At 46.9% G+C, this 26949-nt stretch carries 27 protein-coding genes, 2 tRNA genes, 1 pseudogene and 1 riboswitch; of the genes and pseudogenes, 15 read left to right on the top strand and 15 right to left on the bottom strand.

The features are described 5' to 3' along the window. Nucleotides 1-5: 5 nt before the first annotated feature. The 9 genes from CVV54_09025 to CVV54_08985 form a co-directional block, all read right to left on the bottom strand. Nucleotides 6-935 carry a hypothetical protein gene (locus CVV54_09025; GenBank protein ID PKL03829.1) on the bottom strand — a complete coding sequence of 310 codons (930 nt, stop codon included), beginning with the start codon at nucleotides 933-935 and terminating at the stop codon, nucleotides 6-8. Beyond that, on the bottom strand, nucleotides 901-1581 hold the full coding sequence (locus tag CVV54_09020; protein PKL03828.1) for a hypothetical protein: 681 nt from the start codon (nucleotides 1579-1581) through the stop codon (nucleotides 901-903). The genes CVV54_09025 and CVV54_09020 overlap by 35 nt, the downstream gene beginning before the upstream one ends. Before the next feature lie 138 nt (nucleotides 1582-1719). Beyond that, on the bottom strand, nucleotides 1720-2490 hold the full coding sequence (locus CVV54_09015) for a hypothetical protein (protein ID PKL03827.1): 771 nt from the start codon (nucleotides 2488-2490) through the stop codon (nucleotides 1720-1722). 234 nt (nucleotides 2491-2724) lie between these two features. Continuing rightward, nucleotides 2725-4005 (bottom strand): C4-dicarboxylate ABC transporter permease, encoded by a 1281-nt coding sequence (locus CVV54_09010; protein PKL03826.1) that lies wholly within the window; start codon nucleotides 4003-4005, stop codon nucleotides 2725-2727. A gap of 11 nt (nucleotides 4006-4016) precedes the next feature. After that, nucleotides 4017-4523: a TRAP transporter small permease gene (locus CVV54_09005; protein ID PKL03825.1), complete on the bottom strand. Its 507-nt coding sequence runs from the start codon at nucleotides 4521-4523 to the stop codon at nucleotides 4017-4019. 77 nt (nucleotides 4524-4600) lie between these two features. Continuing rightward, nucleotides 4601-5593 carry a C4-dicarboxylate ABC transporter substrate-binding protein gene (locus CVV54_09000; protein PKL03824.1) on the bottom strand — a complete coding sequence of 331 codons (993 nt, stop codon included), beginning with the start codon at nucleotides 5591-5593 and terminating at the stop codon, nucleotides 4601-4603. A 77-nt stretch (nucleotides 5594-5670) separates the two neighbouring features. Further along, nucleotides 5671-6099, bottom strand: a complete 429-nt coding sequence (locus CVV54_08995) for a hypothetical protein (GenBank protein ID PKL03823.1) — start codon at nucleotides 6097-6099, stop codon at nucleotides 5671-5673. Next, nucleotides 6099-7316, bottom strand: coding sequence for a hypothetical protein (locus tag CVV54_08990; GenBank protein ID PKL03822.1), 1218 nt, complete (start codon nucleotides 7314-7316; stop codon nucleotides 6099-6101). The genes CVV54_08995 and CVV54_08990 overlap by 1 nt, the downstream gene beginning before the upstream one ends. Nucleotides 7317-7336: 20 nt before the next feature. Continuing rightward, nucleotides 7337-8626 carry a hypothetical protein gene (locus CVV54_08985; GenBank protein ID PKL03821.1) on the bottom strand — a complete coding sequence of 430 codons (1290 nt, stop codon included), beginning with the start codon at nucleotides 8624-8626 and terminating at the stop codon, nucleotides 7337-7339. A 345-nt stretch (nucleotides 8627-8971) separates the two neighbouring features. On the opposite strand from CVV54_08985, the gene CVV54_08980 reads away from it, so the two are divergent. Next, nucleotides 8972-9628 (top strand): hypothetical protein, encoded by a 657-nt coding sequence (locus CVV54_08980; protein PKL03820.1) that lies wholly within the window; start codon nucleotides 8972-8974, stop codon nucleotides 9626-9628. Between the two features lie 28 nt (nucleotides 9629-9656). Beyond that, on the top strand, nucleotides 9657-11336 hold the full coding sequence (gene ilvD / locus CVV54_08975) for a dihydroxy-acid dehydratase (GenBank protein ID PKL03819.1): 1680 nt from the start codon (nucleotides 9657-9659) through the stop codon (nucleotides 11334-11336). A 33-nt stretch (nucleotides 11337-11369) separates the two neighbouring features. On the opposite strand, the gene CVV54_08970 is transcribed toward ilvD, so the two are convergent. Then, nucleotides 11370-12557, bottom strand: a complete 1188-nt coding sequence (locus tag CVV54_08970) for a hypothetical protein (GenBank protein ID PKL03818.1) — start codon at nucleotides 12555-12557, stop codon at nucleotides 11370-11372. Between the two features lie 325 nt (nucleotides 12558-12882). Between CVV54_08970 and CVV54_08965 the strand changes: the two genes are divergently transcribed. The 5 genes from CVV54_08965 (at nucleotide 12883) to CVV54_08945 (ending at nucleotide 18040) form a co-directional block, all read left to right on the top strand. Then, nucleotides 12883-13992 (top strand): aspartate aminotransferase, encoded by a 1110-nt coding sequence (locus CVV54_08965; protein ID PKL03817.1) that lies wholly within the window; start codon nucleotides 12883-12885, stop codon nucleotides 13990-13992. Nucleotides 13993-14052: 60 nt separating this feature from the next. After that, nucleotides 14053-15492, top strand: coding sequence for a sodium:proton antiporter (locus tag CVV54_08960; GenBank protein ID PKL03816.1), 1440 nt, complete (start codon nucleotides 14053-14055; stop codon nucleotides 15490-15492). A 75-nt stretch (nucleotides 15493-15567) separates the two neighbouring features. Continuing rightward, a complete protein-coding gene (locus CVV54_08955; GenBank protein ID PKL03815.1) occupies nucleotides 15568-16608 on the top strand; it encodes a homoserine dehydrogenase in 1041 nt (346 codons plus the stop codon). 28 nt (nucleotides 16609-16636) lie between these two features. Continuing rightward, entirely contained in the window at nucleotides 16637-17692 is a 1056-nt protein-coding gene (locus CVV54_08950) for an alanine racemase (GenBank protein PKL03814.1), read from the top strand. A 126-nt stretch (nucleotides 17693-17818) separates the two neighbouring features. Continuing rightward, complete coding sequence (locus CVV54_08945; GenBank protein PKL03883.1) at nucleotides 17819-18040, top strand: hypothetical protein; 222 nt, start codon at nucleotides 17819-17821, stop codon at nucleotides 18038-18040. Between the two features lie 6 nt (nucleotides 18041-18046). Here the strand turns inward: CVV54_08945 and CVV54_08940 are convergent, their stop codons facing one another. Next, nucleotides 18047-18376 (bottom strand): toxin MazF, encoded by a 330-nt coding sequence (locus tag CVV54_08940; protein PKL03813.1) that lies wholly within the window; start codon nucleotides 18374-18376, stop codon nucleotides 18047-18049. Beyond that, nucleotides 18370-18624, bottom strand: a complete 255-nt coding sequence (locus CVV54_08935) for an AbrB/MazE/SpoVT family DNA-binding domain-containing protein (GenBank protein ID PKL03812.1) — start codon at nucleotides 18622-18624, stop codon at nucleotides 18370-18372. Before CVV54_08935 ends, CVV54_08940 begins: the two co-directional genes overlap by 7 nt. 133 nt (nucleotides 18625-18757) lie before the next feature. Between CVV54_08935 and CVV54_08930 the strand changes: the two genes are divergently transcribed. Then, nucleotides 18758-18979, top strand: a complete 222-nt coding sequence (locus CVV54_08930; GenBank protein PKL03811.1) for a hypothetical protein — start codon at nucleotides 18758-18760, stop codon at nucleotides 18977-18979. 198 nt (nucleotides 18980-19177) lie between these two features. Here CVV54_08930 and CVV54_08925 read toward each other — a convergent pair whose 3' ends face one another. The 3 genes from CVV54_08925 to CVV54_08915 form a co-directional block, all read right to left on the bottom strand. Beyond that, a complete protein-coding gene (locus CVV54_08925) occupies nucleotides 19178-19972 on the bottom strand; it encodes a DNA damage-inducible protein D (GenBank protein ID PKL03810.1) in 795 nt (264 codons plus the stop codon). Nucleotides 19973-20229: 257 nt separating this feature from the next. Then, a tRNA-Thr gene (locus tag CVV54_08920) sits at nucleotides 20230-20305 on the bottom strand. A 37-nt stretch (nucleotides 20306-20342) separates the two neighbouring features. Further along, a tRNA-Tyr gene (locus CVV54_08915) sits at nucleotides 20343-20428 on the bottom strand. Nucleotides 20429-20586: 158 nt separating this feature from the next. On the opposite strand from CVV54_08915, the pseudogene CVV54_08910 reads away from it, so the two are divergent. From CVV54_08910 to CVV54_08880, 7 genes and pseudogenes are all read left to right on the top strand, one after another. After that, nucleotides 20587-21944, top strand: a pseudogene (locus tag CVV54_08910) (transposase). Nucleotides 21945-22142: 198 nt separating this feature from the next. After that, nucleotides 22143-22296: riboswitch (cobalamin riboswitch) on the top strand. A 94-nt stretch (nucleotides 22297-22390) separates the two neighbouring features. Continuing rightward, nucleotides 22391-23287: an ABC transporter substrate-binding protein gene (locus CVV54_08905; protein PKL03809.1), complete on the top strand. Its 897-nt coding sequence runs from the start codon at nucleotides 22391-22393 to the stop codon at nucleotides 23285-23287. Next, a complete protein-coding gene (locus CVV54_08900) occupies nucleotides 23281-24078 on the top strand; it encodes an ABC transporter ATP-binding protein (protein ID PKL03808.1) in 798 nt (265 codons plus the stop codon). The genes CVV54_08905 and CVV54_08900 overlap by 7 nt, the downstream gene beginning before the upstream one ends. A 5-nt stretch (nucleotides 24079-24083) precedes the next feature. Continuing rightward, the gene (locus CVV54_08895; protein ID PKL03882.1) at nucleotides 24084-25061 is read left to right on the top strand and encodes an iron ABC transporter permease; all 978 of its coding nucleotides are present in this window, start codon (nucleotides 24084-24086) and stop codon (nucleotides 25059-25061) included. Nucleotides 25062-25094: 33 nt separating this feature from the next. Further along, nucleotides 25095-25721, top strand: a complete 627-nt coding sequence (locus CVV54_08890; protein ID PKL03807.1) for a flagellar motor protein MotA — start codon at nucleotides 25095-25097, stop codon at nucleotides 25719-25721. After that, nucleotides 25708-26091, top strand: coding sequence for a biopolymer transporter ExbD (locus CVV54_08885; GenBank protein PKL03806.1), 384 nt, complete (start codon nucleotides 25708-25710; stop codon nucleotides 26089-26091). Before CVV54_08890 ends, CVV54_08885 begins: the two co-directional genes overlap by 14 nt. Nucleotides 26092-26093: 2 nt before the next feature. Continuing rightward, nucleotides 26094-26774, top strand: coding sequence for a hypothetical protein (locus CVV54_08880; GenBank protein PKL03805.1), 681 nt, complete (start codon nucleotides 26094-26096; stop codon nucleotides 26772-26774). Nucleotides 26775-26949: the final 175 nt, after the last annotated feature.

The following is a 26949-nucleotide window of genomic DNA, read 5'->3' as shown; positions in this document are numbered from 1 at the left end:
CTTGCCTATTCCTCCCATCGCACCACGCTGCAAGATTCGTTTCCCCGTTTTAGTATGATCCTGAAATTCCTTTCCTTATCATTTCCATATGATACATTGATATTCAGACGAAAATAAGAGCTTTCAAAAGCGATAACATTAGAAAGCTTTGTAATGACTTCCACAGGAATGTTAGGAATCTTTTTCATATCATCCAGGCTTCTTATAGGATACATCATCCTTAACGCGGCAAAATTCCGAGCCTGGGCAATGTCGATCTTCTCGTCCATTATTGCTATCACCTGTGGCGAAGCGGTGTTGATATTGACCTTTTCTTTTCCGTAAACGGTAAGATATCCTGCCAGTCCTACGGGGATGTCCTTTGTACCCCACAGCACCCCATCGTCTATCTCATTTATCAGTCTGAGCTCGGCAAGATCGCTCAGTTCGCGGTTGATGCTTGTATCCCTTTCGCTTCCTTCCAGCTTTTGGCTGCTGTCGGAGTCAATGAAATCCAAAACTACCGCGGAAAGCCAGGGGAAACCCACATTCTCCCATATCCTATCCCATGCGTCGGAGTACTCAGACCTTATGGTGACCTTATCCGGCAGCAAAATACCGTTTATAGGGATCCTGTCATCAAGAGGCTCAATGGCAACTTCTACACTGAAACCATCTATCTCCGACCTCAATACACCATTATAAGCGTAAAGGGGCTCAGATCGGCTGTCATATCCGTTATTATCCTCCGCAATCTTTTTTGATGCATACTTGCAGGCGATCTCAGCAATGCTCCTGCTTCTGGCTATGAAGCTTACCGCCTCCGCCCTTTTCATCTCAGTCCTTGCGTACCACGAAAATGCTGTCGCAGCAGTAAGCAGCAACGTGACTGATATCATTACGGATATAAGGATGAATCCCTTATTCTTTGAGGATCGTCGGGAGTGAATCTTCATAAACTTGCTTTCTTCCGTTTAGTGTTATCGTTACCCTCATGGCTTTCGGGAGATCCCCTGTATATTCATCGGACCATGACTCACCTGACCAGACGGAGAGTTTTAGCCCCTCTGCATCTTTGAGCACCATTTTGCCATCTTCAGGTTTCAGGCTGTCAGTATCCAAAGCAGTAGGCCCCTCCTCTTTGTTGGAACCCTTTGCCGCAGATCTCCATCCTGGTATCTCCCATCGGTAGAGTCCCGGTTCATACTTATTGAGGCTTGATGAAGATACTATCTTATAAACTATGAGCCCCGGCGCTTTGTTCTCTTTAACAGGAGCAGCCGACCAGACAAGGAGCCTGTCATCCTCTCCGACAATCAGTCCATCCTTATGTACAGTCCGAAAAATCGGGAAAGAATCGCTCACGGCAAAATTTCTTGTGTCGTAAAATATCCTGTCGGCAGCTCCCATCGCTTTCATGTTTTTTCCCCAGTCCTTCTGAACGGTCTCAAGGGACTGCACAGTAAACACGAGCGGAGCCAGGGCAGCGACAGCAATAATGCCGACCAGCCCGACTGCGAGGAGTATTTCTATTAATGTGAAGCCCTTCTGTTTTCTCATGTTAGATACTGAAGCACTTCCCCTATCTTCTGAGACAAACATTGTATAAGATCCTCAGCGGTCTTTTAGAAATTGTTCCGGACAGAAAATACTGTTACATAATATACAGCATCAGGCTGAAATTAAAAATAACGTCAGGATCAGAAATGTTCCGGGTGTTCCTGGCTTGAGGCGGATCTTTTATTTATCCGGGTGAACGGACCTGTATATCGTTAAGAGAGATGCCAGAGTTCCTACGAGGACGAAGACGGCAAAGATCAGCAGTCCCCCGTTTCTTAGTCCCGCTTCTCTTATCGGGTCGGTCAAAAGACGAAAAGCACCGTAAGCAAGTATGAAGAGAGGAGTAAGCAGTGTATGTCCACGCGCCCTCTTTTTTAAAAAGATCTTTTCAGCCGCAGTCAGAAACAGCATCAGCGCCAGCATGAAGGCTGATTCGATCAAAGGATATGGGTATCGGAAAATGGAAGTAGGATCATCTGGATAATGCACGGCAAACCAAGGCAGCGGCGAGTTGTCGAGGCCGATCCCGCGGCAGCATCCGTCGGAAAAGCATCCCAGCCTCCACACGGCTATTGCGGCTGCCGCAGGTATCATCGCAGCATCTGCAAAATCATTCCATCGCAGTTTTTCCCTGTAGGATTTATATATGCCGGCAAGGCCGCCGAATAATATCCCGCCGGAAGAGGAGAGCTCGGCAGGGAAGAAGCCTCTGAATGATGGGTCATTTGTAAAAAGCAGGACGGCTTTGCCAAAAAAGTCAAAAAAGAGAGCACCTGCGGCGGCTGCAAAAAAAGTCCACACTATCGCATCCGTCGTTCTGTTGTGATCCAGGCCATACTTGCTTACGGCTCGGGAGCGTGTCCAGTACATGAAAAGGGAGACGGCCGCAAACCAAAAAACATAACTGGTCCTGACAGTTATAAAACTGTATTCAAAGAGGATCGGGCGCATCTTATCATCTCCTGCCTGATACCGCTTTAATATATCATTTTTTTACAGATCTAGAAATCGGGATCTTAAAGCAAAAGGCTGAGCTGCCTCATTATAAGCTAATGCATCAGGAAAAACAGAACCGGATAATTGAGATAAAATGATATTTTTGCTACCGATAGACTGAGTTTCAAAGTAAAAGCGGCTGACGCATATATACGTCAGCCGCTTTTTGCGATAGTGAAGTGAGCTTTATTACCTCATCATCTGCAGCAGTCCCATGCTGAAGATAGGGAAATATGTAAAGAGAAGCAGGCATCCCACCATTGCAACGAAAGCCGGGATGATCTCCCTTGAAATACTCTCAATGCTCTCCCCGGATATTGCAGATGCAACGAAGAGGTTGATCCCGTATGGTGGCGAGATAAAGCCGCAAGCAAGGTTGACGGTGATTATGAGCCCAAAGTGTATCGGGTCTATTCCTATCATCTTGACTACCGGAAGCAGTATAGGCGTCAGGATGATGACTGCGGCAATGTTGTCCACGAAGCAACCGATGACAAGAAGAAAAACGTTGATGATCATGAGGAGGAGAAATGGACTGTCAACGAAAGTAGTGAGCCATGCAGCTATCTTAGCCGGTATCTGTGCCATCGCAAGATAGCTCGCAAAGGCCATCGAGAGCCCTATGAGGAACGAAGTTGCCCCGTTGATGAGCCCTGTAGATTTTAGACAGTCATAGAGGACCTTCATGTCCAGCTCTCGGTAAACGAATTTCCCTATTACCACAGAATACACAACTGCGACGACAGCTGCTTCCGTAGGAGTGAAAATGCCTCCGTATATGCCTCCTAGGATAATGAGGGGAACAAGCAGTGCCCAGAAAGATTCTTTAAAGGCTTTGGCGACCTCAGAGAACCTTGGACGATCAGTCATGGTTTTGTAATTGCGCTTCCTGGCAGTTATGTAGCATACTAACATCAGGGCAATTCCTATTATGATCCCGGGGATGATGCCGGCAATGAACATATCGCCTATCGAGCACTGAGCAACGACACAGTAGATGACGAAAGGTATGCTCGGGGGGATTATGACCCCGATCGTTCCCGCAGCTGCGGTTATCGCAGCTGCGAAACCTGCATCGTACTTCCTCTCCTTCATAGATGGGATCATAAAGGAGCCGATGGCCGAGACAGTTGCCGGTCCCGATCCCGATATTGCCGCAAAGAACATGCAGGCGAGGACCGTTACCATAGCAAGGCCTCCGACGATGTAGCCGACAAGACTTTCAGCCAGCGCTACAAGACGGCGGGAAATGCCTCCGTTGCACATCAGGGCCCCAGCGAGGATAAAGAAGGGGATAGCCAGAAGAGGGAAGGAATCCAGACCTGTCACAGATTTCTGTGCCAGCATTATCATAGGGATGTCTGATGTCAGCCACATCGCGATGCCTGTGGCGAGTCCGAGAGTTATTCCGATAGGTATACTTAACGCTATGGTGATTATCAGGATAGAAAAAAGGATAACAGCTTCCATGGTCCCGCCCCCTATTTCGCTGTCTCTGCTGACTGTAAAGCCGGAACAGGCAGACCGTTTTTGTGGAGTTTATAAAGTTCAACGATGAGCCTGAGACACATCATGGCACATCCAATAGGAACCGAGGCGTAAGGCCATGTCATAGGTATCTGCATTGCAGCTGATTCCTGGCCTGTTTCCTGCAGAAAGATCAGCAGCAATGTTCCCTGCCATGCGAGGAAGAAGCTGAATACGAACCATACTATCAAAATCATATATTCAAAATATATGCGTGATTTTCCTTTTATCATATTAGCAAACATTTCCACCCTGAAGTGGCTTCTTTCTTTTACTGCGTAGCTGGCGCCGATCCAGGAGAGCCATAGGAAAATGAAACGGGCCAATTCCTCGCTCCACGAGAGCGAGTTTGAAAAAACATATCTCATTACGACCTGAATAAAGACTATAACTGTCATTATGGCCATCGTCCAAACGCAGAAGTACTCTTCAAAATTATCAAGGAATTTACTCACAGTCATTGCAGGTTCGACCCCCTCTTAATGCCAAAAAGCCGCTTCCGTCCCGCAGGGCGGAAGCGGTGGTGCAAAACTTACTCTTATTTCTGTACTTTCTTGATTATTTCCATAAGATCCTTGCCGAGATCCTTTTCGAACATTGGGTAGACCTTCGCTGTTGCTTCTACAAAGGGTTTTTTCTCTTCTGTTGTGAGGGAGTTTGCCTTCATTCCGGCTTTGATTACTTTTTGCTTGAATGCGCCTTCCTCTTTTTCCATAAGCTGACGCTGTTTTGCTGTAGCGTCCTTGGCAGCCTTGACTACGAGCTTGTTGAGATCTGCGGGGAGTTTCTCCATGAACTTCTTGTTTGCGATAAGGATCTCGTAGGAGAAGACGTGCCCTGTTTCGGAAACAAACTTCTGGACTTCATAGAACTTACCGTCGTCGATCATTGCATAGGGGTTTTCCTGTGCATCAACAGTTCCCTGCTGCAGCGCGGTGTAGAGTTCGCCCCAGCTCATTGGTGTAGGGTTTGCTCCGAGTGCCTTGAAGAATGCGATGTGCATCGGGTTTTCCATCGTACGGATCTTCAGGCCTTTGAGGTCTGCAGGGCTCTTGATGGGTTTCTTGCTGTTGGTCACGTGGCGGAATCCGTTCTCCTGGTAGCCGAGAATAAGTATGCCTTTGGCAGCCAGGTAGCCGTTAAGTTTCTCTCCGAGAATACCGTCTACTGCTTCAAATGCGGTCTTTCTTGACGTGAAGAGATAGGGCAGGTCTAGAGCCTGAATCCTCTTGTCGAATCCTGCGAGCGCGGACGAAGAGGGGATAGCCATCTGGATCGTGCCCATCTGTACTCCTTCTGAAAGCTCACGGTCACCGCCAAGCTGTCCGTTGGGATAGAGCTCGACCTTGATCTTGCCCTTTGAACCCTCTTCGACCTGTTTCACGAAGACTTCTTTCATTGCCTTCATTGTCGGGTGCGAATCGGAACCGATGTAACCGACCTTGATAGTGTATTCCGGAGCCGCGAAAGCGGTACCCGCGAATACAGCGACTACTAAAATAACCATAAATACTGACAAAAACTTCTTCATTTGCTGTTTCCCCCTTTAATTTTTTGCTTATTACAGAATTATAGAAAACGCCCTTTTTGCGGCGTAACTACCTATTTTTATGCTTGCTTATTTTTTCTAACGCGGATCTCACCCTTGTCAGCGTCGACCTCTACGTAGTCACCGTCCGCGATGGCTTCATAGGGGTCGGACTCCATGCGGTCGACCATCGTACATCCGACCATTACGGCAGAGGATACTATGACAGGTTCTGTATCCTTGAGTATGATTGCGGCAGGTAGATTGTTTTTGACCCACAGCTGGTAGAAACCGTCTACCTGGACGACAGAGCTGCCCTTGCCTGATTTGAGTACCAGTATCTTGTTGGCGATGCTTTTGCCATGTATCGCATGATTTCTTTCTATTACAATGCCGGTCTCTGGGTCAGTCAGGTAGAAACACATCGCGTCAGTGGAGACGACAGCCTCTCCGCATGCGCTGCCCTTTACTATCTTGCGGCACTTATAGACTTTCATATCCTCAGACATTAGTCCAGCCTCCCTTTTATTGCTGCCTCGACACACTCTGAAAGCCTGCGGATAGCGAATGGCTGTCCGCGGCGCTCCCTGTAGTATGCGCATTTAGGAGAGTCTGTCACGCCAAGGCTGCCTTCGAATGATTTCCAGCAGGGTTCGTCGATGCAGGTGTTTCCGACCATGCGGACTCCCAAAAGCTCCAGCTTCTGGCGGAGTCGGGAACGCTCGGCAAGCTCTACGGCACCGGATTCCGCGAGTATCCAGAAGGCGGTGTTGTGGCTGACCTTCCTTCCGGCGAAGAGCCTTTCGATTTCGAGGATCTGGCTGTATGTGTAGTGAGGGCAGCCAAGCATTACCAGGTTGATGTCACCTGTAGCTGCTGTAAGTTTTGTCTCTTGGTCCTTCAGTGTTTTATTGGTGATAAGTGCTGCGGGGGCGGGAACTTTTTTGCCGCCGAAAGCTGCTTCGAGAGTGAATGCCTCAGGCGTGATGCCCACCATGTGATACATTGCGACTGCTCCGCTTGTCGCGGCCTCGGCTCCGAAGTAAAGGAAGTCTTCCTGCGAGGGAAGCACCTTATTTTTGAATACAAGGACAGGGTCAAGCGATCCTGCCATCTCTCCGATGCAGTGCCCGAGGATGCCCCAGTCGTAACATTCGCTGAGTTCGGCATCGACTTCAATAAGAATGTCGCCGTGCCTGTTTTCGTCTAGGTGGTATCCGTAATAAGGGGTCTTTCCGACTACTGCGGCAGCAAGCGCGCTTATTGATGACTCACGGTTTGAGCGTGCACCCAGGGCTCCGTTCACATAGGGAGTCGCGCTTGATTCCGAAAATGCTATGTGCTCTCCAAGGAATGGTACGTTGGAGCATACTCCTGGAGCGCAGTGGTATGTCAGTATCGCGCCTATCTTGCGGTATGCTTCGCCTGTGCGGTTAGCCAGGTCGAGTTCCTCTTTAGTTACGTCATAGAATTTGGTCAGGTAGTCAGTGTTCCAGTATGGATTGGTCGTTGGCGGAACAGCGCAGGTAGCGCCACCTTCTACAAGGAGCTCGCACCAGTAAGTGTCGCCCTCCTGTCCGCTCAGCGCTACATGAGCACGCTTTATCGGGATCAGCTTTTCCGCGTCGAAGGTAAGCCCGAGCGCATAGAGCATTTCCATTGCTTTCTGCTTTCCGGCACCTTCGGCTCCGTCAAGTATCCGTTTTTCTTCATCCGTAAGAAACATAGTCAGCCGCCTTTCTTTTGCTATATATTTTCGAGGACCGGCAGTGAAATGCCGCCCTTTGGAATAATGCCTATTGTGGCGTTGGGGATCAGGCGCATTGCTTCATCAAGAGCAGCCTGAACTGTGGGGAATGGCTTGTACTGCATCGCGGCAAGATCTTCTCCTGTCAGGCCGTCAGAGACGCAGTATATTTTCGCCTTGTCCCTGGCCCGGCAGTTGCAGACAGACAGCACCGCAGAGACCATGTCAGCTTCCACATCTTCAGGGGAAGCCGCGAGAAGCCTTCTGAGGACCTCGTCCAGGGGCAGCGAGAGCCACTCTCTGAAACGGGGATGGTTGTGAGCCAGTCCTTCTGTGCATGGAGCAGCGAATATCACTACTCCGCCTTTTTTGACTGCGAAGTATGCGCAGGTCGTACCTTTACAGGCCTGCCAATAGTCCATATCTGATGGTGAAGAGCTTACGATGACGATGTCTGCAGGTTCCGGCACACTTATACTGTAGGATCTTTTCGCAAGCTTTACTCCCTCTCTGTGAGCTTTGATGAAGTCTCCTGCAAAAATGCCGGCTACCTCTCCCTCATAGTTCTTTACTGTGTTGACGATAAAGGCGAGTCCGGCGATCTTTGCCACCTCTTCCATGCCCATGCGGCATGGATTGCCGTCTGCCATTCCTAGGGGAATGTCAGGGCAGAAGCCTGCCGCCGCGTGGGTAGCTGATGTGGTAACGAAATCACAGACTCCCGGCTGAAGTATCTTTGCGCCGCCCGAATAACCGGCGTCGCAGTGCGGCACTATATTGCCGATGCCGACCAGGAGATCAGCCCCCAATGCGTATTTGTTTACGTGTACAGGGATCTTATAATCGCCTGCAGGGACTGTTCCGAGATCCTTCATGTCTTCGCTCACGTTGGCGTCGTGCTGTAGCACTTTGAAACGCCTTACCATTTCAGCACCGAGTTTTTCCAGGATTTCTTCGTTGGTCATGAGCCTGTGGGTTCCGGGAGCTGTGAGGAAACTCATAGCGCTGTCCGGAACACCGTTTTCGTTCAGGTAATCTGTAATGATAGGCATGATGATGTGGAGAGGAGTGCTTCGTGTGTTGTCCTCGACCAAAAATACAATATTTTTTTTGTCCCTGGCGAGGTCTTTGAGTGAGGGGGCTCCGATAGGCGATTCAAGCGCCGAGATCAGTGCACCTTCCAAATCTTTGATTCCGGGGATACTGGTCATTTTTCCTTCGAATATGACAGCTCCTTCCGGCGCCTCAAAAAATACTTTCTTATCTCCGTATGGTATGTCGTATCTCATCAGCTTTGCCCTTCTATGGTATGTGACTTGTGTATCGCAAGTATGTAGTCTGTATACATGCAAAGATTATCCCATTCCGTTTTGGCATTACCCTATGAATAGATCGTCCGGTCAAAAAAGTTTTCTTAAATATGTTTGCATAATAGTATCTGCTAATATTTATGTCAACTCTGAAATTTGTGAATCCTCTTATATCAAAGGTTCAGCTTGTAAACAGATTTTTGTTTATCGATCCGGCCGGATGTAGTATATTGCCGGATATTCAATGAAATATATGGACAAAACTGTGATAAAGATGTATGTTTGCTGTATACAGTTAAGTTAAAATAATGGAGGGTGTCATTAATGCATGACCAAGAAAAGGCCAGCTGGACCAAAGCATACGAATGGATCCGTGACGCTATCGAATCAAGAGAGATCGAGATGGGAGCTCCATTGCCCGAAAACCAGCTTGCCAGGGAGATAGGGGTCAGCAGAACGCCTATCCGTGAAGCCCTGCGCAGCCTGGAACAGGACGGATACGTCAAGATAATTCCCCAAAAAGGCGCCTTTGTATCAGAAATATCCCTCGAAGATCTCAAAGAGATATACGATATACGCAAACTGCTGGAACCCTTCGCAGCACTTTCCGCAGTAAACAGGATCCCGGAAGAGGAGATAGACGAGATGGAGAGAGGCTGGAAAGTCCTCAAAAAGGCTGCGCTCGCAGGAGAGGTAGACCTGACTCGCGTCTCTGACATGGATCTGCTCCTACACCTGACCATAACGAAATACGCGACTAATAAACGTATTGGTGCCATCATCACAACATACCACGCGCAGATAAAACGTTTCCAGAAGCTTTCTGCGCAGTCCCTGGCAAACATCCATGAAACGATCGGTCAGCACGTTGAGATACTGGAAAAGCTTCGAGACAGGGATGCCAGGGGCCTCTCATCTTTGCTCTACGAACATATCGCAAAGAGCGAGAGCAATATAATGAAAGATTATTTTCTTAAGTAGAAGCAGATAGCCGAAGGAAGATATTATTATGAAATTCAGAAGTTCCGAAATACTTTCAGATCCGGTGTTTACTGAAAACAGGGCCCTTTATAAATCTATGGGCTTCTCTGACGAAGACCTAAAGGGTCCCCTAATAGGAATAGCAAACTCATGGAACGAGCTGGTGCCAGGACATTACAACCTCAGGAACCTTTCTGAGTTCGTAAAAAAGGGCATATACAGGGCAGGCGGAATGGCGGTCGAGTTTGGCGTAATAGCCGCCTGTGACGGACAGTCATGCGGACATAACGGCATGAAATACATACTCCCCACCAGAGACCTTATAGCATGCGACATCGAAGCAATGGCCGAAGCCCACAGGCTTGATGGCATTGTTATGCTTGGATCATGCGATAAAATAGTTCCGGGCATGCTGATGGCGGCCGCCAGGCTGGGCATTCCGGCGATATTGCTTGTCGGAGGTCCAATGGCCGGAGGAGTTTCGTTTGACGGGCGCAAAAGCGACTCCACCTCTGTATCGGAGGCTGTGGGTATGCTGAGTGCCGGACGGATCACAAAAGAGACTTTATCAATGCTCGAAGACAATGCCGCACCCTCATGCGGTTCATGCTCATACTACGGCACCGCCAACTCGATGGGTTGCGCGGCAGAAGCCATGGGCATGTCCCTCCCGGGATCGTCCCTTATACCCGCTACAAGCGCTGCCCGTTCCAGGGCAGCGGAAGAGACCGGGAAAAAGATCGTCGAACTTGTCAGGCAAAACATCACAGCGCACGACATCATTACGAAAGACTCCCTTGAAAACACTGCGAAGATAATGGTCGCTACCGGCGGCTCGACTAACTGCTTCATTCACCTTTCAGCCATAGGGAACGAGATAGGTATAGCACCCGGGACAATGATAGATATTTACGACAGGGCGAGTCAAAATATCCCGTCTATCGCTATGGTAAATCCTGCCTCAGAGTACGATATGGAGGACTTTTACCGCGCCGGAGGCATCCCGCAGGTCATGAAGGAGCTGGAAAACGAGATAGACCTCTCTTGCATGACTGTAAGCGGAAAGAGCCTTGGCGAGAACCTTGAGGATCGGTCAAGTCCCTTCGGAGTTGACAGGCGTGTGATACGTACAAAGGAAGATCCTTTCTGCAAATCGGGCGGTCTGGCAGTGATGCGGGGTAACCTTGCTCCGGGGACAGGGATAACAAAACCCATCGCTATGGATCCGTCGATGTACCATTTTTCCGGACCTGCAAGAGTCTTTGACTGCGAAGAAGATGCGAACCGGGCGATCCTTGACGGGAATATAAAAGAGGGCGATGTCCTGGTCATCCGTTACGAGGGCCCGAAAGGCGGCCCCGGAATGCGTGAAATGTATTTCGCCATGAAACTGCTTTACGGCAGGGGCCTTGCAAAAAAGACCGCGATAATTACAGACGGCCGTTTCTCCGGAACCAACAACGGCTGCTTTGTCGGCCACATATCCCCCGAAGCCGCTGAAGGCGGCCCCATAGCCGCAGTCAGGGACGGAGACATCATCACCATAGATGTTGAAAATAAAAAACTGGATGTAGACCTCTCTCCCGAGGAGCTTGAAGCCCGCCTAAAAGATTGGAAAAGACCTCCTCAGAAGGAACTGAAAGGCATCCTGGGCATATACGCAAAACTCGCTGCCTCAGCAGCCGAGGGCGGAATGATGAAATTTTAAGACCGTAGATCATAATCTGAACTTTGGGAAAAATCATACTTCATCTCCAAGCAGTCCGCTGCATATGTCAATTTTTACCGCTAGTGAGAGCTCTTCCCGCTGTGCCTCGGATTTAAAATCGAGTCCGGTCAGTATAGCTATCTTTTCTAATCTGTAGCGGACTGTATTTTCATGCTGTAAAGTCATTTTTGCTGCAACGCGCATTTTGCAGCCGGATAGTACATATTGGGTAAGTGTTTCAAGCAAGTTTGTGTTGTTCTCTGCGTCGCACTCATTAATTGGCTCCAGAACTTTTTTCTTAAAATCCTGCATTTCTTTGCTTTTTGCAAAGGGGAAAATTATCTCATATGCCCCAAGCTCACTGTATCTCAAAAAAGGCTTTTGGAGATTTTTGTTTAAAAGTGCTGCACAAAGACTTTCTCTGAGGCAGACTGAAAATTCCCCAAGGCTGAAGTGCGGTCTGCTTATTCCTATTGTGTAGTTAGATGGGTCCGGGAAGATCTTTTTTACAGCCTGGGACACAAAATTGTCATCGAACATTACTGAGGTGTCATCGCAGGAATAGAACAAAAATGCGCCGTGTTTGTAGAGGCACATAGTACTTGCTGGTGTTGAAAAACAACTCTTGTCATATCTTTCAAAGCATTCAAGAAAGTCTGATTCGCTAAAATAGTCCCGGCTCATAAAATATATGGCTATATACCTTTCCTCAAACGACGGATCTATGAGTTTCGCATGGTCTCTGACCTCATCTGTTGAAAGTTTTCGTGAAAGCAGTATATTTACCTCATTTTGCATAAAGTTAATATCTGCCATTCGTTCGACATATCTGTTGACGTCATAAATGATCTTTTCAAAATATATATCCATCGAATTGATCAATATTATTGGAAAATTTTTGGAATCAGCATATCTCAGTACAGATTCGGGGATGGGGAGATGAAATACATTTCTTATTGCCAAAGCGCTTGCATCTTGCTTGAGAAGGTGTTTTATGCCCTCTCCGATCATTGATATGTCATCTTTTGCGCAAAGAAAAGTTGTCAGCACAAGTTGATCCCTAAAAAGACTTGTGTGGAAATATTTGCTCCTTAAAGAAGTGTCCAGTTCATAGTCAAGTATTCCAACGTCCTTAACGATCCTCGAAAGCCCTCCACTGCCGGCTATCAAAGAGACATTAGATCCATATGTGTTCAAAAAATCTGAGATCATGTAATACATAAAAACCACCCAAATGTTGTAATTTTTTATAATATTACCTATGTGATTCAAAACCAAAAAACGATCCAATTTTTTGTTAACTAGTTGAATATGTAGATTTTTATGGTTTTAAAAGAAATAATTTTGCTATATTCTATCCTATTTTAGCAAAAGTAGTTAGGCTTACCTGTTGTTTATTTACAAAAAAGTGGTCAATAATTGTTTTTTATTATATAAAATGGTGTTTGATTTGCGTTTTTCATGACAATAAACTTCTTGTTGTAAACACGTGCGCGCGTGTAATAGAAACGCCGGAAGCAACATGTGACAACAGGAGGATAATAAAATGAAATACGTAAGGATGTCCATAGAAAAAGAATCGCCTGAGCAGTTAGGATATGAAAAAATAAAAAACAACCTAACAGAGACTTCAGTTAGAGACAGGAATATAAGAGGTCTTGGACTTGTGATCGACGACATGATCCTTCCTTATGGTGATCACCTCGGAGATCCCCGCCTCCGTGAAACTATTGCTCAGCAGTCCGGCTTAGACGATCCAAATGATGTGCTTGTTACTGCCGGTGCTGCTTCAGCTCTGTTTTTAGTTGCATCGTCTCTCTTGGAACCCGGCGACAAAATGATAGTCGCAAGACCAAATTATGGAACAAATATTGAAACGCCTCGTGCAATAGGTGCCGACATTAGCTATCTCGACCAGAAGTTTGAAGAAGGATTTAAAGTAGATATTGACAAACTCAAGTATATGATAAAACCTGACACTAAGTACATTTCATTGACTAACCCTCACAACCCTACGGGAACGATGATGTCTCTTTCAGAGCTAAAAGAAGTAATTGCAATAGCTGAAAAACACGATGTCTGGCTTCTCATAGACGAAACATACAGAGATATGTTTAAGGATGAAGTCCTTCCTGTCGCAGCTTCTCTTTCTGACAAGGTAATATCCGTATCATCACTCTCTAAAACATATGGGATTCCCGGTATTCGAATAGGCTGGACTGTATGCCGGAATAAAAAGATAAACGATCTTCTGCTTTGTGCCAAAGAACAGGTATGTATTGGAGGCAGTGTAGTCGATGAATATATCGGCTATGTCGCTTTGTCGCAAAAAGATGAATGGATCAAGCAAAACGACGCGACTATAGCGGATAGATTTGCAGTTGTTAAAGAGTGGATAGAACAGGAAGAATTCATGGAATGGGTTGAACCAAGAGCCGCCTGCACTTGTTTTCCGAGGATAAAACCGGAAGTAGAAGTGGATGTTGAAAAGGTTTACCGCTTAATGAATGAGAAATACGGTACGTATGTAGGTCCCGGGCACTGGTTTGAGCAGAGCAAACGATACATGAGGATCGGTTATGGCTGGCCTTTGCATGATGAGCTTGCTAGAGGACTCAAGTCTATTTCTGATTCTGTAAAGGAAAGCCTGAAGTAATTTCAAAAAGTGTGCCTGCCGGAAGGCGGCACACTTTAATTTTCTAAAGGGGGTTTTACATTGATCGCATTGTTAAAATTGTCGCCCGTTGTTCTTTTGGCAGTAATGGTAGTGAATGGAGTAGATATACTTATCTCTGCTTCGATAGGGCTTTTTGTTGCGGCAGCCATTTGTAAGGTTACAGAGAAAATGAAATTCTCGGAAGTGCTGAATGAAGGCGTAGAGGGAGCCAAAGAAGCGACTCTTTTGGCCTTTATACTTATGTTGGCCTATGCACTTGCCGAAATTTTTATGTCGACAGGTGTCGGGGCAGCAGCTATATCGATCTTTATCAACATTGGGGTTACGGGGAAAACGGTTGCAGTGGTTGCTTTCCTGACCACTTGTGCTCTGTCCGTATCTACAGGAACATCATGGGGGACATTCGCAGCTTGTATTCCTATTTTTATGTGGTTGTGTAATGTAGTCGGAGGAAATCCGGCGCTGACTTTTGCGGCTTGTGTCGGAGGTTCTGCCTTCGGTGATAATATTGGGTTGATTTCAGATACAACGATATTGAGTTCGGGGCTGCAAGGCATAAAGGTTGTTGACAGGGTAAGGACTCAGGCACCATGGTCAGCTATATGTGTTATTTTGTCTGCAATTTGTTTTTACGCAGTAAGCATTTCAATGGGGCTTCCGGAAACAGTCGGAGACCCGTCACAGATACTTGCCACCATGTCCGAGAAAACAATAGCTATCCTTCAGGAAGAGCGTCCGGCTGTTTTGACTCTGCTGGATCAGGTTGCAGAAGGTGTGCCGTTGTACATGGTAATTCCTGTAATAATAGTAATAACGATGGCTATAATGAAAATGGATACTATCTCATGCCTATCATCGGGCATTGTCCTTGCAATCCTATTCGGTTTTCTTGCAGGAACTGTAACTTCGCTGAAAGACGTAATTGGATTGGTCCAGTCAGGTTTTGAAGATGCGGGAAGTTGGGCTGTCATAATGCTCTTCTGGGCCATGGGTTTTGGGGCCGTAATGCGAAGAATGGATGCATTTGGCCCTGTTGCGGCGTTCTTTGTCAAAATAAGCAAACGTGTGCGTCATCTTTTGGTCTGCAATGGGCTTCTCTGCCTTATCATAAATGCGACTCTTAACGAAGAGATGTCGCAGATGGCTACAGTGGGACCAGTAATCAAAGGTATAGTAGACGATAATGTAGAGGGTTCAGAGGAAGATAAATATATACTTCGCAACAGGAATGCGCTCTTTTCCGACGCGGTGGGCGTGCACACCGCAGCTTTGATCCCATGGCATACGGGTGTTGCGTACTATATGGGACTTGCAGCCGCTGTCTATCCTCTCTATACTTTCACGGTCGGAGATCTCTACTATAATTTCATGGCGATCATCACCGTGCTTTCGATATATATCCTGACATTTACAGGATTAGACAGATTTATCCCTCTCTTTGGCCTGCCTGCAGAGCCCAATGTAAGGCTCAAAAAATAGCATATCTGGAACTCTAACACTAGCTGGCTGCGGGCGACTTAAAAGTCGTACGCAGCCTTTATTGCACAAGAAAATATGGGAGTAGATATAATGAGAATTTTATTTATTGGATTTGGAAATGTTGCAAAAGAGACGGCGCGAATTTTAACAGAAAAAGAGCTTTACCCTAAGCTTGACCTGGCTCCTACTGTGATCGGTGTTTTTACTCAGCGTCATGGCGGTGTCGAAAATACCAACGGGCTTGATCTGAGATCCGTTTTACGCAGCCTAAAAGAAAAAAATACATTGGTTTGTGAAGACGAGCAACTCTCTTTCCTCACACCGCTTGAAGCGGCGCAGATACTTGACTACGACGTTCTTGTTGAGCTATCGGCACTATCGATCAGCGAACACGGAGAGCCTGCTTCTTCATACATCCATGCCGCACTTGAACGCGGTAAGTCTGTAGTATCTGCAAACAAAGGACCGGTTGCTTTCAATTACCATAAGTTGAAGAAGCTGGCGGACGAAAAGGGCGTTAAGTATTTGTTTGAATCTGCTGTAATGGATGGGGCGCCAGTTTTCAACCTCGTCCGGCGCTGCATGAAGGGATCCACTATTAAAGGATTCTCCGGTATCCTGAACGGAACGACGAACTACATACTATCGTACATGGAAAATGGCGGCACTTTTGAAGAGGGAGTAAAACAGGCTCAGTTAGCTGGGATTGCTGAAGCAGACCCAACAATGGATACGGACGGATGGGACCCTGCCGCAAAGACCGCAGCATTTGCCAATGTACTTATGGATGCGCATATTACTCCCTATGATGTGGAACGTAAAGGAATCTCCCAAATCACGCCCGAAATGTGCCAGGATGCCTTAAAGCGTGGGAAAAGGCTAAAGCTGATGTGCCGTGCTCATAATGTTGATGGAAAAATAACGGCCAGTGTAAAAGTGGAAGAGGTTAACAAAGACGATGTAATGGCTCTGATATCTCACTTTGGAGCCGCAATACGCTTTGAATCAGACCTTATGCACACGAACACTCTGATCCAGGATCGCCCTGATCTTCTTGACACAGCCTACGGTGTCATTGAGGACCTTATATCAATATCGGATAATAGCCCATATTAGGAGGACTCCCACCTTGCGATACCCAATAATGAAAATACAAACAGACAAGATCGTTAATAACGGACAAATTCTGATCAAAGAGTGCTCCATGCACGGTATCTCGCTGTGGGCCGTAACAAAAGGAATGAGTGCTCATCCGGAGATCGCGCTGGCCTTCAAAAAAGCTGGATTTCAGATACTCGCAGACAGCAGGATATCTAACATCGTAAAGATGAAAGAGGAGGGGATACAAGGTGAATATGCCCTGATAAGGATACCTATGCCCTCTGAGATCGAAGACACAGTCAAGTTTTGTGATTATTCTCTGGTTTCTGAACTGGACAGTATCCTTGAAATGTCCCGTATTTGCGACAAACTAAAGAAGAATCATAAAATTGTAATAATGATCGACATGGGAGATTTACGCGAAGGATTCTGGCCGACAGAATTAGAGTCATCATATGAGAAATTAAAGAACATTTCGCCTTATCTGCATATTGCGGGGGTGGGTGCAAATTTTGCCTGCGCGAGTGGAGCGCTGCCGGGACATGATAATTTGACACGGCTTCTTGAATACTGCAAGGAGATGGAGAACAAGCTTAACAGACCTATCGACTTAGTATCCGGCGGCGGCACCTGTTCGCTTGTCCAAATGATAAGGGGGAACATTCCCGAAGGGATAAATAGCCTCAGACTTGGTGAATCGATACTTTTAGGCACTGATTCCTCTGAAAATTTCCCATTTACCATGCTCAGCCAGGATACCATGGAAATTGTGGCAGAATTGTGTGAAGTTCGCGTAAAACCAACCCTTCCGATAGGAGAAATCGGGATGGACTTCTCAGGAAACGTTCCGATATTTCTTGATAGAGGCAACAGGCTGCGCGGAGTTCTTGCAATAGGCAGGCAGGATATCAGGATAGAAGGGCTCTTGCCGCTTGATGAGGGTGTGGAGATCATCACTGCTTCAAGCGACCACCTCCTTGTGGATCTGGAAGATTGTCCTAAAAAATATAAAGCGGGAGACACCTTGAGATTCCGCCCTGATTACCCTGCAATGCTTTCTGCCTCTACGTCATCCTATGTGCAGAAAATATTCTGCTAGAAAAACTGTCCCCTGCTATAAGTTGTCCTCCTTTCAATATTGCCCCTCAGCTGAGTGAGGGGCAATAAATATAAATGCAGATTAACCGTAGCTGTCAAAAAAAACAGGAATCATTAAAATTCCTATATTTCAATCGGTCCCATAGCCGCTGTCAGGGACGGAGACATCATCACCATAGATGTCGAAAAGAAAAAGCTGGATGTCGATCTTTCACCCGAGGAACTGGAAGCCCGCCTTAAAGACTGGAAAAGACCCCCCCCAGAAGGAACTGAAAGGTATCCTGGGCATATATGCAAAACTGGCCGCCTCAGCAGTAGAAGGCGGCATGATGAAAGTCTAGCCCAATAGTGATAATCACAGTATCTCGATCTCTGAACAGATAACGTCGACGACCCTCTGCAGAATATCCTGGGGCAGCTTCTCAACGATCCTGAAGTGTCTTCTGTTTATGTCGAGTGATTTGACATGTTCGCAAAGTATGACTCCGGTGGTTTGGGTCCTATCGTCAAGCCTTATATGAAGGGGGAATTCATTGTCTGTGTTAGTTACGGGGCATACACTAGCCATGTTGGTCTTAATGTTGAAAAAGTTGTTGCTGACTACTAATGCAGTCCTGTAGCCTGCCTGTTCGTGCCCGGCATGAGGATCAAAATTAAGCATAATGATATCACCCTGGCTTACCATACTTCCTTACCTACAGGTTCACCCCAGTCGATCTCAGTCGGTTCGTACTCATTTTTATATCCCTCAAAAAGCTCCATTATATTCTGACGCTTTTTTGGGGTTTCAGCTTTCGTTATTACAATGCAGTTTCCCTGTGCAGAAATATTGACGGCACTTTCCTTGTCAATTTTCGCTTCTCTCAGAATATCCAGAGGAAGCCTTATCCCCTGACTGTTCCCCCATTTTTTGATCGTAGTAAGCATTCTCATCACCTCATGTATATACAAGTATATACATAACTTGAACACGTGTCAAAACAAGTATTTATACATATCGATGGATGTCGATGTTATGGTATATTGTTCCTGGAAATTAAAAACAGTTTTACGGGGAGTGGTATAGATGTGGTGGGGAACAGCCGGGAACGGATGCGGAATGCCATTTGGGATGTTTATGATGCCGTTGTTCTTTCTGATAATAATGGGGATCCTCTTTTATACATTTAATCGTAGGATGAATGTGTTTGAGAACCATCGGTCAGGAAGTTTCAGCGACAAAGATGACATATTGAAGGAATTGCGGGAGATAAAAGAAGAGCTCCGTGATTTGAAGAAAGACAGTTAATAAATAAGCGGCTTCAGGGGAACCAGCCCCGAAGCCGCTTTCTGATAACGCGGATCAAATGTCTATCAATTATGTTTTCAGGATCTTTCTAAAAATTGTGTCCCGAGTCCTGCCCTTCTCGCAGAACCAAGCCTATTGTTTATGAAAATCATTCATGCAGGATAGATTGTTGTAATATAAAAGGATCTCCTAATTACCTTATTCTGCAGGCAGTTCTTTTTTCTTGCGTGACTCCAACTGCTTAATGTTTTCTTGTGGAGTCGGTAAATTTTCGGGCATTTCGTTACCAAATTCAGCAATGGTTTTACGAATTTTTTTGCCGATTTCATAGTGTGTTTTATTGGCATCAGCCTTATTATCAATTCTGTCACGGCGAAGCTTCGCTTCTGTCTGAGTCGCTCTGAAGAGGTTGGCGGCAAGCTCTTCGCTTCCCATGTGATCAAGAATATCCTGGTTTTTCTTAAGACCTTTATGTTCGTTGATATCCTGTTTTTTCATTCCGCCATAAAGACCTTGGTAGCCGTGGTTTTGGAAGATCGCATAATCTATGGGCTGAACAACTCCGGCTTGTTTTGCGGCTGATGCAAGGCCTTTATTATGTTCTTTGATCTCTGCTCTCAGCTTTAAACATCTGTCATCTTCAACTTCCTGACGGCGGGTCTGCATGGCGAAATAGCTGTGTCCCAGTGCTACCACTTCTTTTCTGGGATCTGCGCTTTGAACGATAAGGTAACATGCAAACCTTGATAAATATACTGACCTTATTTGTCTTTGCGCATTCTTAGCGAGTTCGATCATTTCGGTGACGTTAACGAAATGATCGTCGACCTTCTGGTTACTGTTTATACACGCTAGTTTTGCTTTTTCAATTACTTCTTCAAAATTACGGTAGTCACTATATTCAAGAGCCTTTGACAGATTGCGGCTGCTCCAGAATTCAATTCCGTCAGGATCTGTCTGTTTGATATTTTCAAAGATGTTGATCTCAATCAGCCTCCTTTGTAAGAATCATTCCAAAATATTCTGATCTCGGACAATATCAATTACAATAATAATTCAATTCTATCAAAAAGTAAACTTTATGCAACACTTTGTAGGTGTTGCGGGGAATTTTGGGAAAGAGTCACGGGAAGTCGAAATTATGCAACATGCAGTAAGCCTTTTATTAAGGTCATCGCATGCTTTATACTGCCGAAACAGTGCAACAAAAAAGCTCCGCAGGAATTTTCCTGCGGAGCTTGTATTATCGCTGGAGCCGCCTCCCGGACTCGGACCGGGGACCCCATCCTTACCATGGATGTGCTCTACCTACTGAGCTAAGGCGGCAACCAATAATGCGGTAAGGGCATTTTGGGCAAAATAATGGTGGTAGGAGCTGGATTTGAACCAGCGTAGGCTCTCGCCGACAGATTTACAGTCTGTTGCCTTTGACCACTCGGCCATCCTACCACTCAAATGAACCCGCACAAGGCAGTATTCACGGGAAAACATTCTACCTTATATCCCAAGTTTGTCAAGCCGTTGATCAGCGATATTGTCATGGTGTAACTCGTCAGGGAAAATGTCATCCCCTCTAATAAAGATAAAATGAGAGGATGAAAATAAAAATGAGCAAGCAAGAAGCCAGGAAAATAACTATTATCGAAGAACTGTTGGCGGGCCGTTTTACAAACAAACAGGCGGCAGAACGTTTAGACATCAGTGTGCGACAGGTACAGCGGATAAAAGCTGAGGCATCCACAAATGGGATCATGAGCATTCTGCATAAAAATAGAGAAAGAAAGCCTTCTAATGCATTAGATCCTGAGGTTGTTAATAAAATCTGCCGGATTTATCAGACAGATTTACCAAACTATAATTTTTGTCATGCCACAGACATTCTTGCTGAAGAAAATGACATCTTTGTCTCTGTAAGCAGCATTTCAAGATACCTTAAAGCACTTGGCATCCGCTCCCCGAAAGCTAAGCGCAGGCCAAAGAAACATCGTTCAAGAGATGCCAGAGAACGCGAGGGGGAAATGATTCAGATGGATGCTTCCAGTTTCGATTGGTTTGGCAATGGCTCTTACCTGCACCTGCACGGTGCGGTTGACGATGCCACAGGTCGAATCCTTGCTCTTCATTTTGAAAAGGAAGAGACCTTGGAAGGCTATTGCGAACTAATGTATCAAATGAATCAGGACGGACATTTACCAAGAGAAATCTATACCGATGGCAGAACGGTATTTGCTTACGACAGTAAAAAGAAAAAGAAACTAACAATTGCAGAAGAACTGGCCGGCAAGGATGAGAAACAACCCAACTTCGCCAGAGCACTCAAAGAACTAAATATTCTGCTTATCATTGCTGGGTCTCCTCAGGCAAAAGGCTGTATTGAAAGGCTCTGGGAAACTTTACAGGATCGGCTGTCTAAAGATATGCAGCGCAAAGGAATTATCTCTGTGGAACAGGCCAATGAATTTATAAAGCTGTATATTCCATACTACAACCGCAAATTCGCCGTCCAAGCCGTTAACCCGCTGAAGGCCTATTTACCGAAGGAGGATATGTCGGCGCTGCAGTTCATCTTTGCTAAGCATTACACAAGAAAACTTGATTCAGGACTTTCTTTTTCTTTTGAGGGGCAAAAATACCGTTTGCCTTTTTATGCCGACAATAAAAGAATATATGCATCGCCTCACGAGACTTTGACCGTAGCCAGCAGTAAACATATAGGGGTACAGATCCTTTTCAATGGCTTGGTTATTAAACCAGAACTGCTTAAAACCCAACTTCCGGACAGCAAAATACAAATGCACGCGCAGGATAATTCCACTGACATAAAGAAAACTGAGGCTGTCACCTCTAAAAAGAACAAATCTCCTTGGTTCAATTACACTGATATGTTCTATACAAAAAATAAAAGGGATGACATTTCTGCTGATCAGTTATCCTCCTAAAAGGTGACATTTTCCCTGATCATTGACAGCCAGCACTTGTCCGAAAATGTCCGGTTTTCAGCGTTGTTTTCAGCCTGTACGGGAAATCGTAACATGTACCGCTGAATGTCATGTTTCTTGCCTATGAAAAAACACATCTAACACATCTATTTATGCATATTTATAACAATTGCTGCCTCTTATGATAGAATATGCGCACATGATGCAGGCACAAGAATGGAAATATATGCACGGTTCCAGTTTTCGAAGCGCAGCTCATTGATAAAAAAATGAATATCAGCGTCTTTTAAGGGGGAATCCGGTGCGAGTCCGGAGCGGCCCCGCCACTGTGACCCTTTAGGGGAAGTCAGGCGACCCGAGAAAAGATGATGGATGTTATGCGCGGGCGTTGTTCATCCTCATTGTGTAAATTTATTGAGGAAGCCGTTCGGCTTCCTTTTTTTGTTGCCATATATGGAAAAGAGGTATTTTCTTGAAGAGGTCAAAGATCTTTTTGCCGATAGTTATTATTATGCTGATATTGCCGATCACAGCATGGGCTTCTCCTAAAAGGATAATCTCAATGACTCCTGTCGGAACGGAGATCCTCTTTGCCCTTGGGCAGGGAGACAGCATAATCGGAGTGACAAATTTCTGCGATTATCCGCCTGAAGCGACGAAAAAGCCGAAGATGGGCGATTTCGCAGCCTTAAACTTTGAAATGCTCATGTCCATGAAGACCGATCTGCTCCTTCTTCAGGACATGCATATGCAGTTTACCCCCCAGCTGGACAGGCTTAAGATACCCTACATCGTGATGAAGCAGAACACCATAGATGAGATATGCGATTCCATAACCAGGCTGGGAAAAATTTGCTCGGCGCAGGCCAAGGCGCAAAAACTTGTCTCCGGGATACGTGCGGACGTAAAACTGGTGACGTCGAAGGTCAAGGGGCTGGATAAACCCAAAGTACTTCTCTGTGTATCAAGGGAGCTTTCCGAGCGCCAGATCAACAGCTTCTACGTTGCGGGCAACAACAATTTCTACGGAGAGATGATCGCACTGGCCGGAGGAGAAAACGCGGTAGCAGAGAAAAAAATATCCTACCCGCAAGTCTCGCTTGAAGGGCTGATGACAATAAACCCGAACGTCATCATAGACCTTGTCGGAGACAAGACTTTTTATCATTCAAAAGACAAAATCGACGTGGATACGATCTTCAATGAAAAATACCTTAAGGGCCAGTGGCAGAGAAGCGCCAAGGTGGATGCGGTCAACAAGGGACGGATATATATAATGCAGGGTACCGTCTATCTGAGACCGGGTGCCAGGTCGGGCATGATATTGAAGGCATTCGCAAAAGCGATCCATCCGGAGGTCAAATGGTGAACGGATCAGATTTTCTACATGTTGAAGGGCTCTCGCTTGAACTGGGAGGAGCTTCCATACTTGAAGACATCTCCTTTTCCCTCGGAAAAGGCAGATACCTTGGCATAATAGGTCCCAACGGCGCGGGAAAGAGTTCACTTCTCAAATGCATCGGCTGCCTTTATAAAAACTTTACGGGCCGGGTCTCGCTTGAAGGTGATCCGCTGTCCTCCCTGTCTGAAAGGTTGCTTGCCAGGAGGATAGCCTGGGTGCATCAGACAGGCTCTGATTCGCTTCCCTTTACGGTCAGGGAGTTTGCGCTTATGTCACGTTATCCGTGGCAGAAGGCGATCGGAGGCGAGACTGTCGAGGACAGGGCGATAATAGACAGATCCCTTGAAACGGCAGGGGTAACGAACATTGCAGACCGTCAGCTAAACAGCCTCAGCGGAGGAGAACGCCAGAAGGCCCTTATTGCGGCTGCCCTGGCACAGAGCACGGACATACTTTTTCTGGATGAGCCCACGAGCTTCCTTGATTACAGGCATCAGGTCGAGACCCTGGAACTTATCGAGAGGGTCAACAGGGACCAGGGGATGACGATCCTCCTGGTGACACATGATATAAATCTTGCCCTCCATGGAGCGGACGAGATACTTGCCATAAAACGCGGCAATATGGTCTGGCAAGGCCACAGCGGGGAGCTTCTTGAAAAAGACCTCTTGTCGGAGATATTCGAGACGGAATTTGAAGGCTTCCGTTCAGAGGGACAGCTTATGCCCTATGTAGCACCGAGGGGGTTTGTAAGGTGAAGCGCATGTCCATGCCCCTTCTCTTTATCTTTTCGCTCGCGGTAGTTGCTGTGGCGCCCTTTATTGGTATGCAGCAGATAAGCATCTCCGATCTTTTGGGCGGCGGAGACGAGAATATCATGCGGATAATGTGGGACCTGAGGGTTCCGCGTGTCCTGCTTGGATGGATAACGGGTTCAACTCTGGCCCTCTGCGGCCTGATCTTCCAGGCCCTTTTCAGAAACCCGCTGGCCTCTCCGGATATGCTCGGGGTATCAACAGGAGCTGCGTTTGGAGCTGTCGTATACATAAGGACAGGTATAGTCTTTTCGCTTTTTAACGCAGTATCGGGACTCTCGCTGGCTGCATTTGTAGGTGCTCTGGCTGCAACGTTTGCAATATATGCCGCAGGCAACCTAAGACGGGGCGGCATGTCTGAAGCGACACTGCTCCTTGCCGGAGTTGCGATGAGTTTCCTTTTTGGGAGTCTTAACATGATGATCCAGTTCACGGGCGGTTACATCGATACTTTCAGAATGATGAGATGGTCCATGGGAGGCATACAGGCTGTGGGGTTTGCTCCTGTATTTGCCACACTGCCTGCACTGGCAGTCATCTTCGCGATAGCCTTTATAACAGCGCCTGAGCTGAACCTTTTTGTCTGCGGCGAAGACATAGCGGCAAGCCGTGGAGTCTCGGTGGTTAAGCTAAGGAGGCTTCTTTTCTTCTCTGTATCGATAGTTATTGGCATAAATGTCGCAACATGCGGCCCGATAGGATTTGTCGGACTTCTGGGGCCTCATATATGCAGAAAATTTGTAGGAACTGACCACAGAAAGCTTGCGGTGGCATCCCTGCTCTTCGGAGGCGCATTTCTTGTGCTGTGTGACACGGCGGCCAGGATGCTCTGGGCTCCGGCGGAAGTTCCTGTCGGTGTCCTTACTTCGTGCATAGGATCCATATTTTTCCTGTGGCTTCTTGTAAGGGCTAAACGTAATTTCTGATCATCTGATGTGAAAAGACGGGAGAGATCATAATTGCTTGAATACATGAGATCGGGCGGAATAATAATGTGGGTGATCGCGGCGCTTTCTGTCATAGCACTGGCGGTCGTGGTAGAGAGGCTGCTTTTTTTCAAGAGCGCTTCCACAAACCCGGAGGCGCTTGAGGAGGCCTTTGGCAAAGCAGTATCTGAGAACAACATCGGCGAGGCAAGAAAAGTGGTCAGGTCATCACAGAGTTCTCTCCACAGGCTTTTCTTCGCGGCCTTCGCCCATTGGGGCGTTGGAAGGGAGGACATGAAGCTACTTGTCGAGCAGCAGGTCCGCCGTGAGGTCTACCGATGGGAAAAACACCTATTCATCCTTGAGATAGTCGGGAAGACAGCCCCGTTGCTCGGACTTCTCGGAACAGTGCTTGGGATGGTCGAGATGTTCCAGTCCCTGCATCTCGGCGGCCAGATAAACGCTGCGACTGTTACGGGAGGCATCTGGAAAGCTCTCTTTACGACTGTCGCGGGACTGACAGTTGCGATACCTGTGATATTCGCCCACGGACTCCTGCTCTCCCGCATAGACAGCGAGGAGGAAACGCTCAACAGGGGCGCCGACTACCTTATAAGGGAACACTTCACAAGTCATGGTGGGGAAAGTGCGAAGGCGTAAATCAAGGCGTTTTGCAGACGTAGATGTTACACCTCTCATAGACGTACTCTTTATGCTGATAATCTTTTTTGTCCTGACCGCAACATTCATTCAGGGCAAACTGGATATTGATCTTCCTTCGGGAGAGGGTGAGACTTCAGACATGAAGAGCGCCCTCACCCTTACTGTGGAAAAGGACGGCGCGATATTCTGGAACGGGGTCAAGGTCTCGAAAGATGAACTCCCCGAACTTGCCAAAGCTGCCGGAGGGCGGGAAATACTCATTGCCGGGGATAAAAACGCTCCCTACGGAACAGTTGCAGAAGTACTCTCCATACTCCGAAAATCAGGGATAACTTCAGCAGGTCTTCTAATGGAGGGCGAAAACTGAAAATGAACGAGTCCCGTGAGAGGTTTTTCTGGGTCATAGCGCTCACATTGAGCATTACAGCGCATGCCGCATTTGTGCTGCTGATGCCCGGTGCCGCTGTGAAGCCGGAGATAAAGCCGATCATGAGAGTCCGCCTGGCAATGGCCGAGAAAAAAATCGCTCCAGCACCGGTCCCGATAAGGGAAGAGGTGCCGGCTGAGAAGAAGGCCGTCCCCAAAAAGGAGACTGTCACCAAAAAACAGCCTCAAAAAAAAGCAGAACCTGTAAAGGCAGTAAAAACGACGCCTGAGAAGGCTCCCGTGCAGGAAGTTCAGGCAGTTGCAGGGACCGCAGACAGCGAGGCGGGGACTCCTGTAAATGCAACGAACGATGCAGTCCTTACAGATAACCTTCCGGCGTTGCCTCATCAGGCTCGGCCGGAAAGGGTCGTCGAACTGGATACCCTCGAAGTCGTAAAAAAAGTCCTGCCGGACTACTCCTCTTTTTCAAGAAAACGTAAAGAAGAGGGAACAGTAAAAATAATAGCAACTGTGACAGACGGTAGAGTCGTTAACGCAGAGATCGAGAGTTCAAGCGGCTTCCAAAGACTTGACGAAAGCGCCCTGCGCGCAGTCAGACAGTGGCTCTTCAAAAATAACGGAACAGTACGTGTAAGAGTACCAGTGACTTTTAGGCTTAAGTAGATGGTGTGGCGCAGGACGCGGTCCTGCGGGGGAGTCTATTGGGAATCGGTTGGGAATCAATTGCATACCAGTTGTAATTTTGACTTAACCCCATTGCTTATGCTTTTCTCTTCGTCATCTTGGTCCGCGTCTCAGCGTGGATCCAGGTCTTGATACTGTCACTTGCCCTTGACGT

The sequence above is a fragment of the Synergistetes bacterium HGW-Synergistetes-1 genome (assembly GCA_002839185.1).
In the GTDB taxonomy this organism is placed as follows: domain Bacteria; phylum Synergistota; class Synergistia; order Synergistales; family Synergistaceae; genus Caenicola.
This window is presented reverse-complemented; position numbering and strand designations above follow the sequence as displayed.

Bases quoted from the DNA above. Each gene is read 5' to 3' on its own strand.
- CVV54_09025 (PKL03829.1), bottom strand. From the start codon at position 935: ATGAAGATTCACTCCCGACGATCCTCAAAGAATAAGGGATTCATCCTT.
- CVV54_09020 (PKL03828.1), bottom strand. From the start codon at position 1,581: ATGTTTGTCTCAGAAGATAGGGGAAGTGCTTCAGTATCTAACATGAGA.
- CVV54_09015 (PKL03827.1), bottom strand. From the start codon at position 2,490: ATGCGCCCGATCCTCTTTGAATACAGTTTTATAACTGTCAGGACCAGT.
- CVV54_09010 (PKL03826.1), bottom strand. From the start codon at position 4,005: ATGGAAGCTGTTATCCTTTTTTCTATCCTGATAATCACCATAGCGTTA.
- CVV54_09005 (PKL03825.1), bottom strand. From the start codon at position 4,523: ATGACTGTGAGTAAATTCCTTGATAATTTTGAAGAGTACTTCTGCGTT.
- CVV54_09000 (PKL03824.1), bottom strand. From the start codon at position 5,593: ATGAAGAAGTTTTTGTCAGTATTTATGGTTATTTTAGTAGTCGCTGTA.
- CVV54_08995 (PKL03823.1), bottom strand. From the start codon at position 6,099: ATGTCTGAGGATATGAAAGTCTATAAGTGCCGCAAGATAGTAAAGGGC.
- CVV54_08990 (PKL03822.1), bottom strand. From the start codon at position 7,316: ATGTTTCTTACGGATGAAGAAAAACGGATACTTGACGGAGCCGAAGGT.
- CVV54_08985 (PKL03821.1), bottom strand. From the start codon at position 8,626: ATGAGATACGACATACCATACGGAGATAAGAAAGTATTTTTTGAGGCG.
- CVV54_08980 (PKL03820.1), top strand. From the start codon at position 8,972: ATGCATGACCAAGAAAAGGCCAGCTGGACCAAAGCATACGAATGGATC.
- ilvD (PKL03819.1), top strand. From the start codon at position 9,657: ATGAAATTCAGAAGTTCCGAAATACTTTCAGATCCGGTGTTTACTGAA.
- CVV54_08970 (PKL03818.1), bottom strand. From the start codon at position 12,557: ATGTATTACATGATCTCAGATTTTTTGAACACATATGGATCTAATGTC.
- CVV54_08965 (PKL03817.1), top strand. From the start codon at position 12,883: ATGAAATACGTAAGGATGTCCATAGAAAAAGAATCGCCTGAGCAGTTA.
- CVV54_08955 (PKL03815.1), top strand. From the start codon at position 15,568: ATGGGAGTAGATATAATGAGAATTTTATTTATTGGATTTGGAAATGTT.
- CVV54_08950 (PKL03814.1), top strand. From the start codon at position 16,637: ATGAAAATACAAACAGACAAGATCGTTAATAACGGACAAATTCTGATC.
- CVV54_08940 (PKL03813.1), bottom strand. From the start codon at position 18,376: ATGGTAAGCCAGGGTGATATCATTATGCTTAATTTTGATCCTCATGCC.
- CVV54_08935 (PKL03812.1), bottom strand. From the start codon at position 18,624: ATGAGAATGCTTACTACGATCAAAAAATGGGGGAACAGTCAGGGGATA.
- CVV54_08930 (PKL03811.1), top strand. From the start codon at position 18,758: ATGTGGTGGGGAACAGCCGGGAACGGATGCGGAATGCCATTTGGGATG.
- CVV54_08900 (PKL03808.1), top strand. From the start codon at position 23,281: ATGGTGAACGGATCAGATTTTCTACATGTTGAAGGGCTCTCGCTTGAA.
- CVV54_08895 (PKL03882.1), top strand. From the start codon at position 24,084: ATGTCCATGCCCCTTCTCTTTATCTTTTCGCTCGCGGTAGTTGCTGTG.
- CVV54_08880 (PKL03805.1), top strand. From the start codon at position 26,094: ATGAACGAGTCCCGTGAGAGGTTTTTCTGGGTCATAGCGCTCACATTG.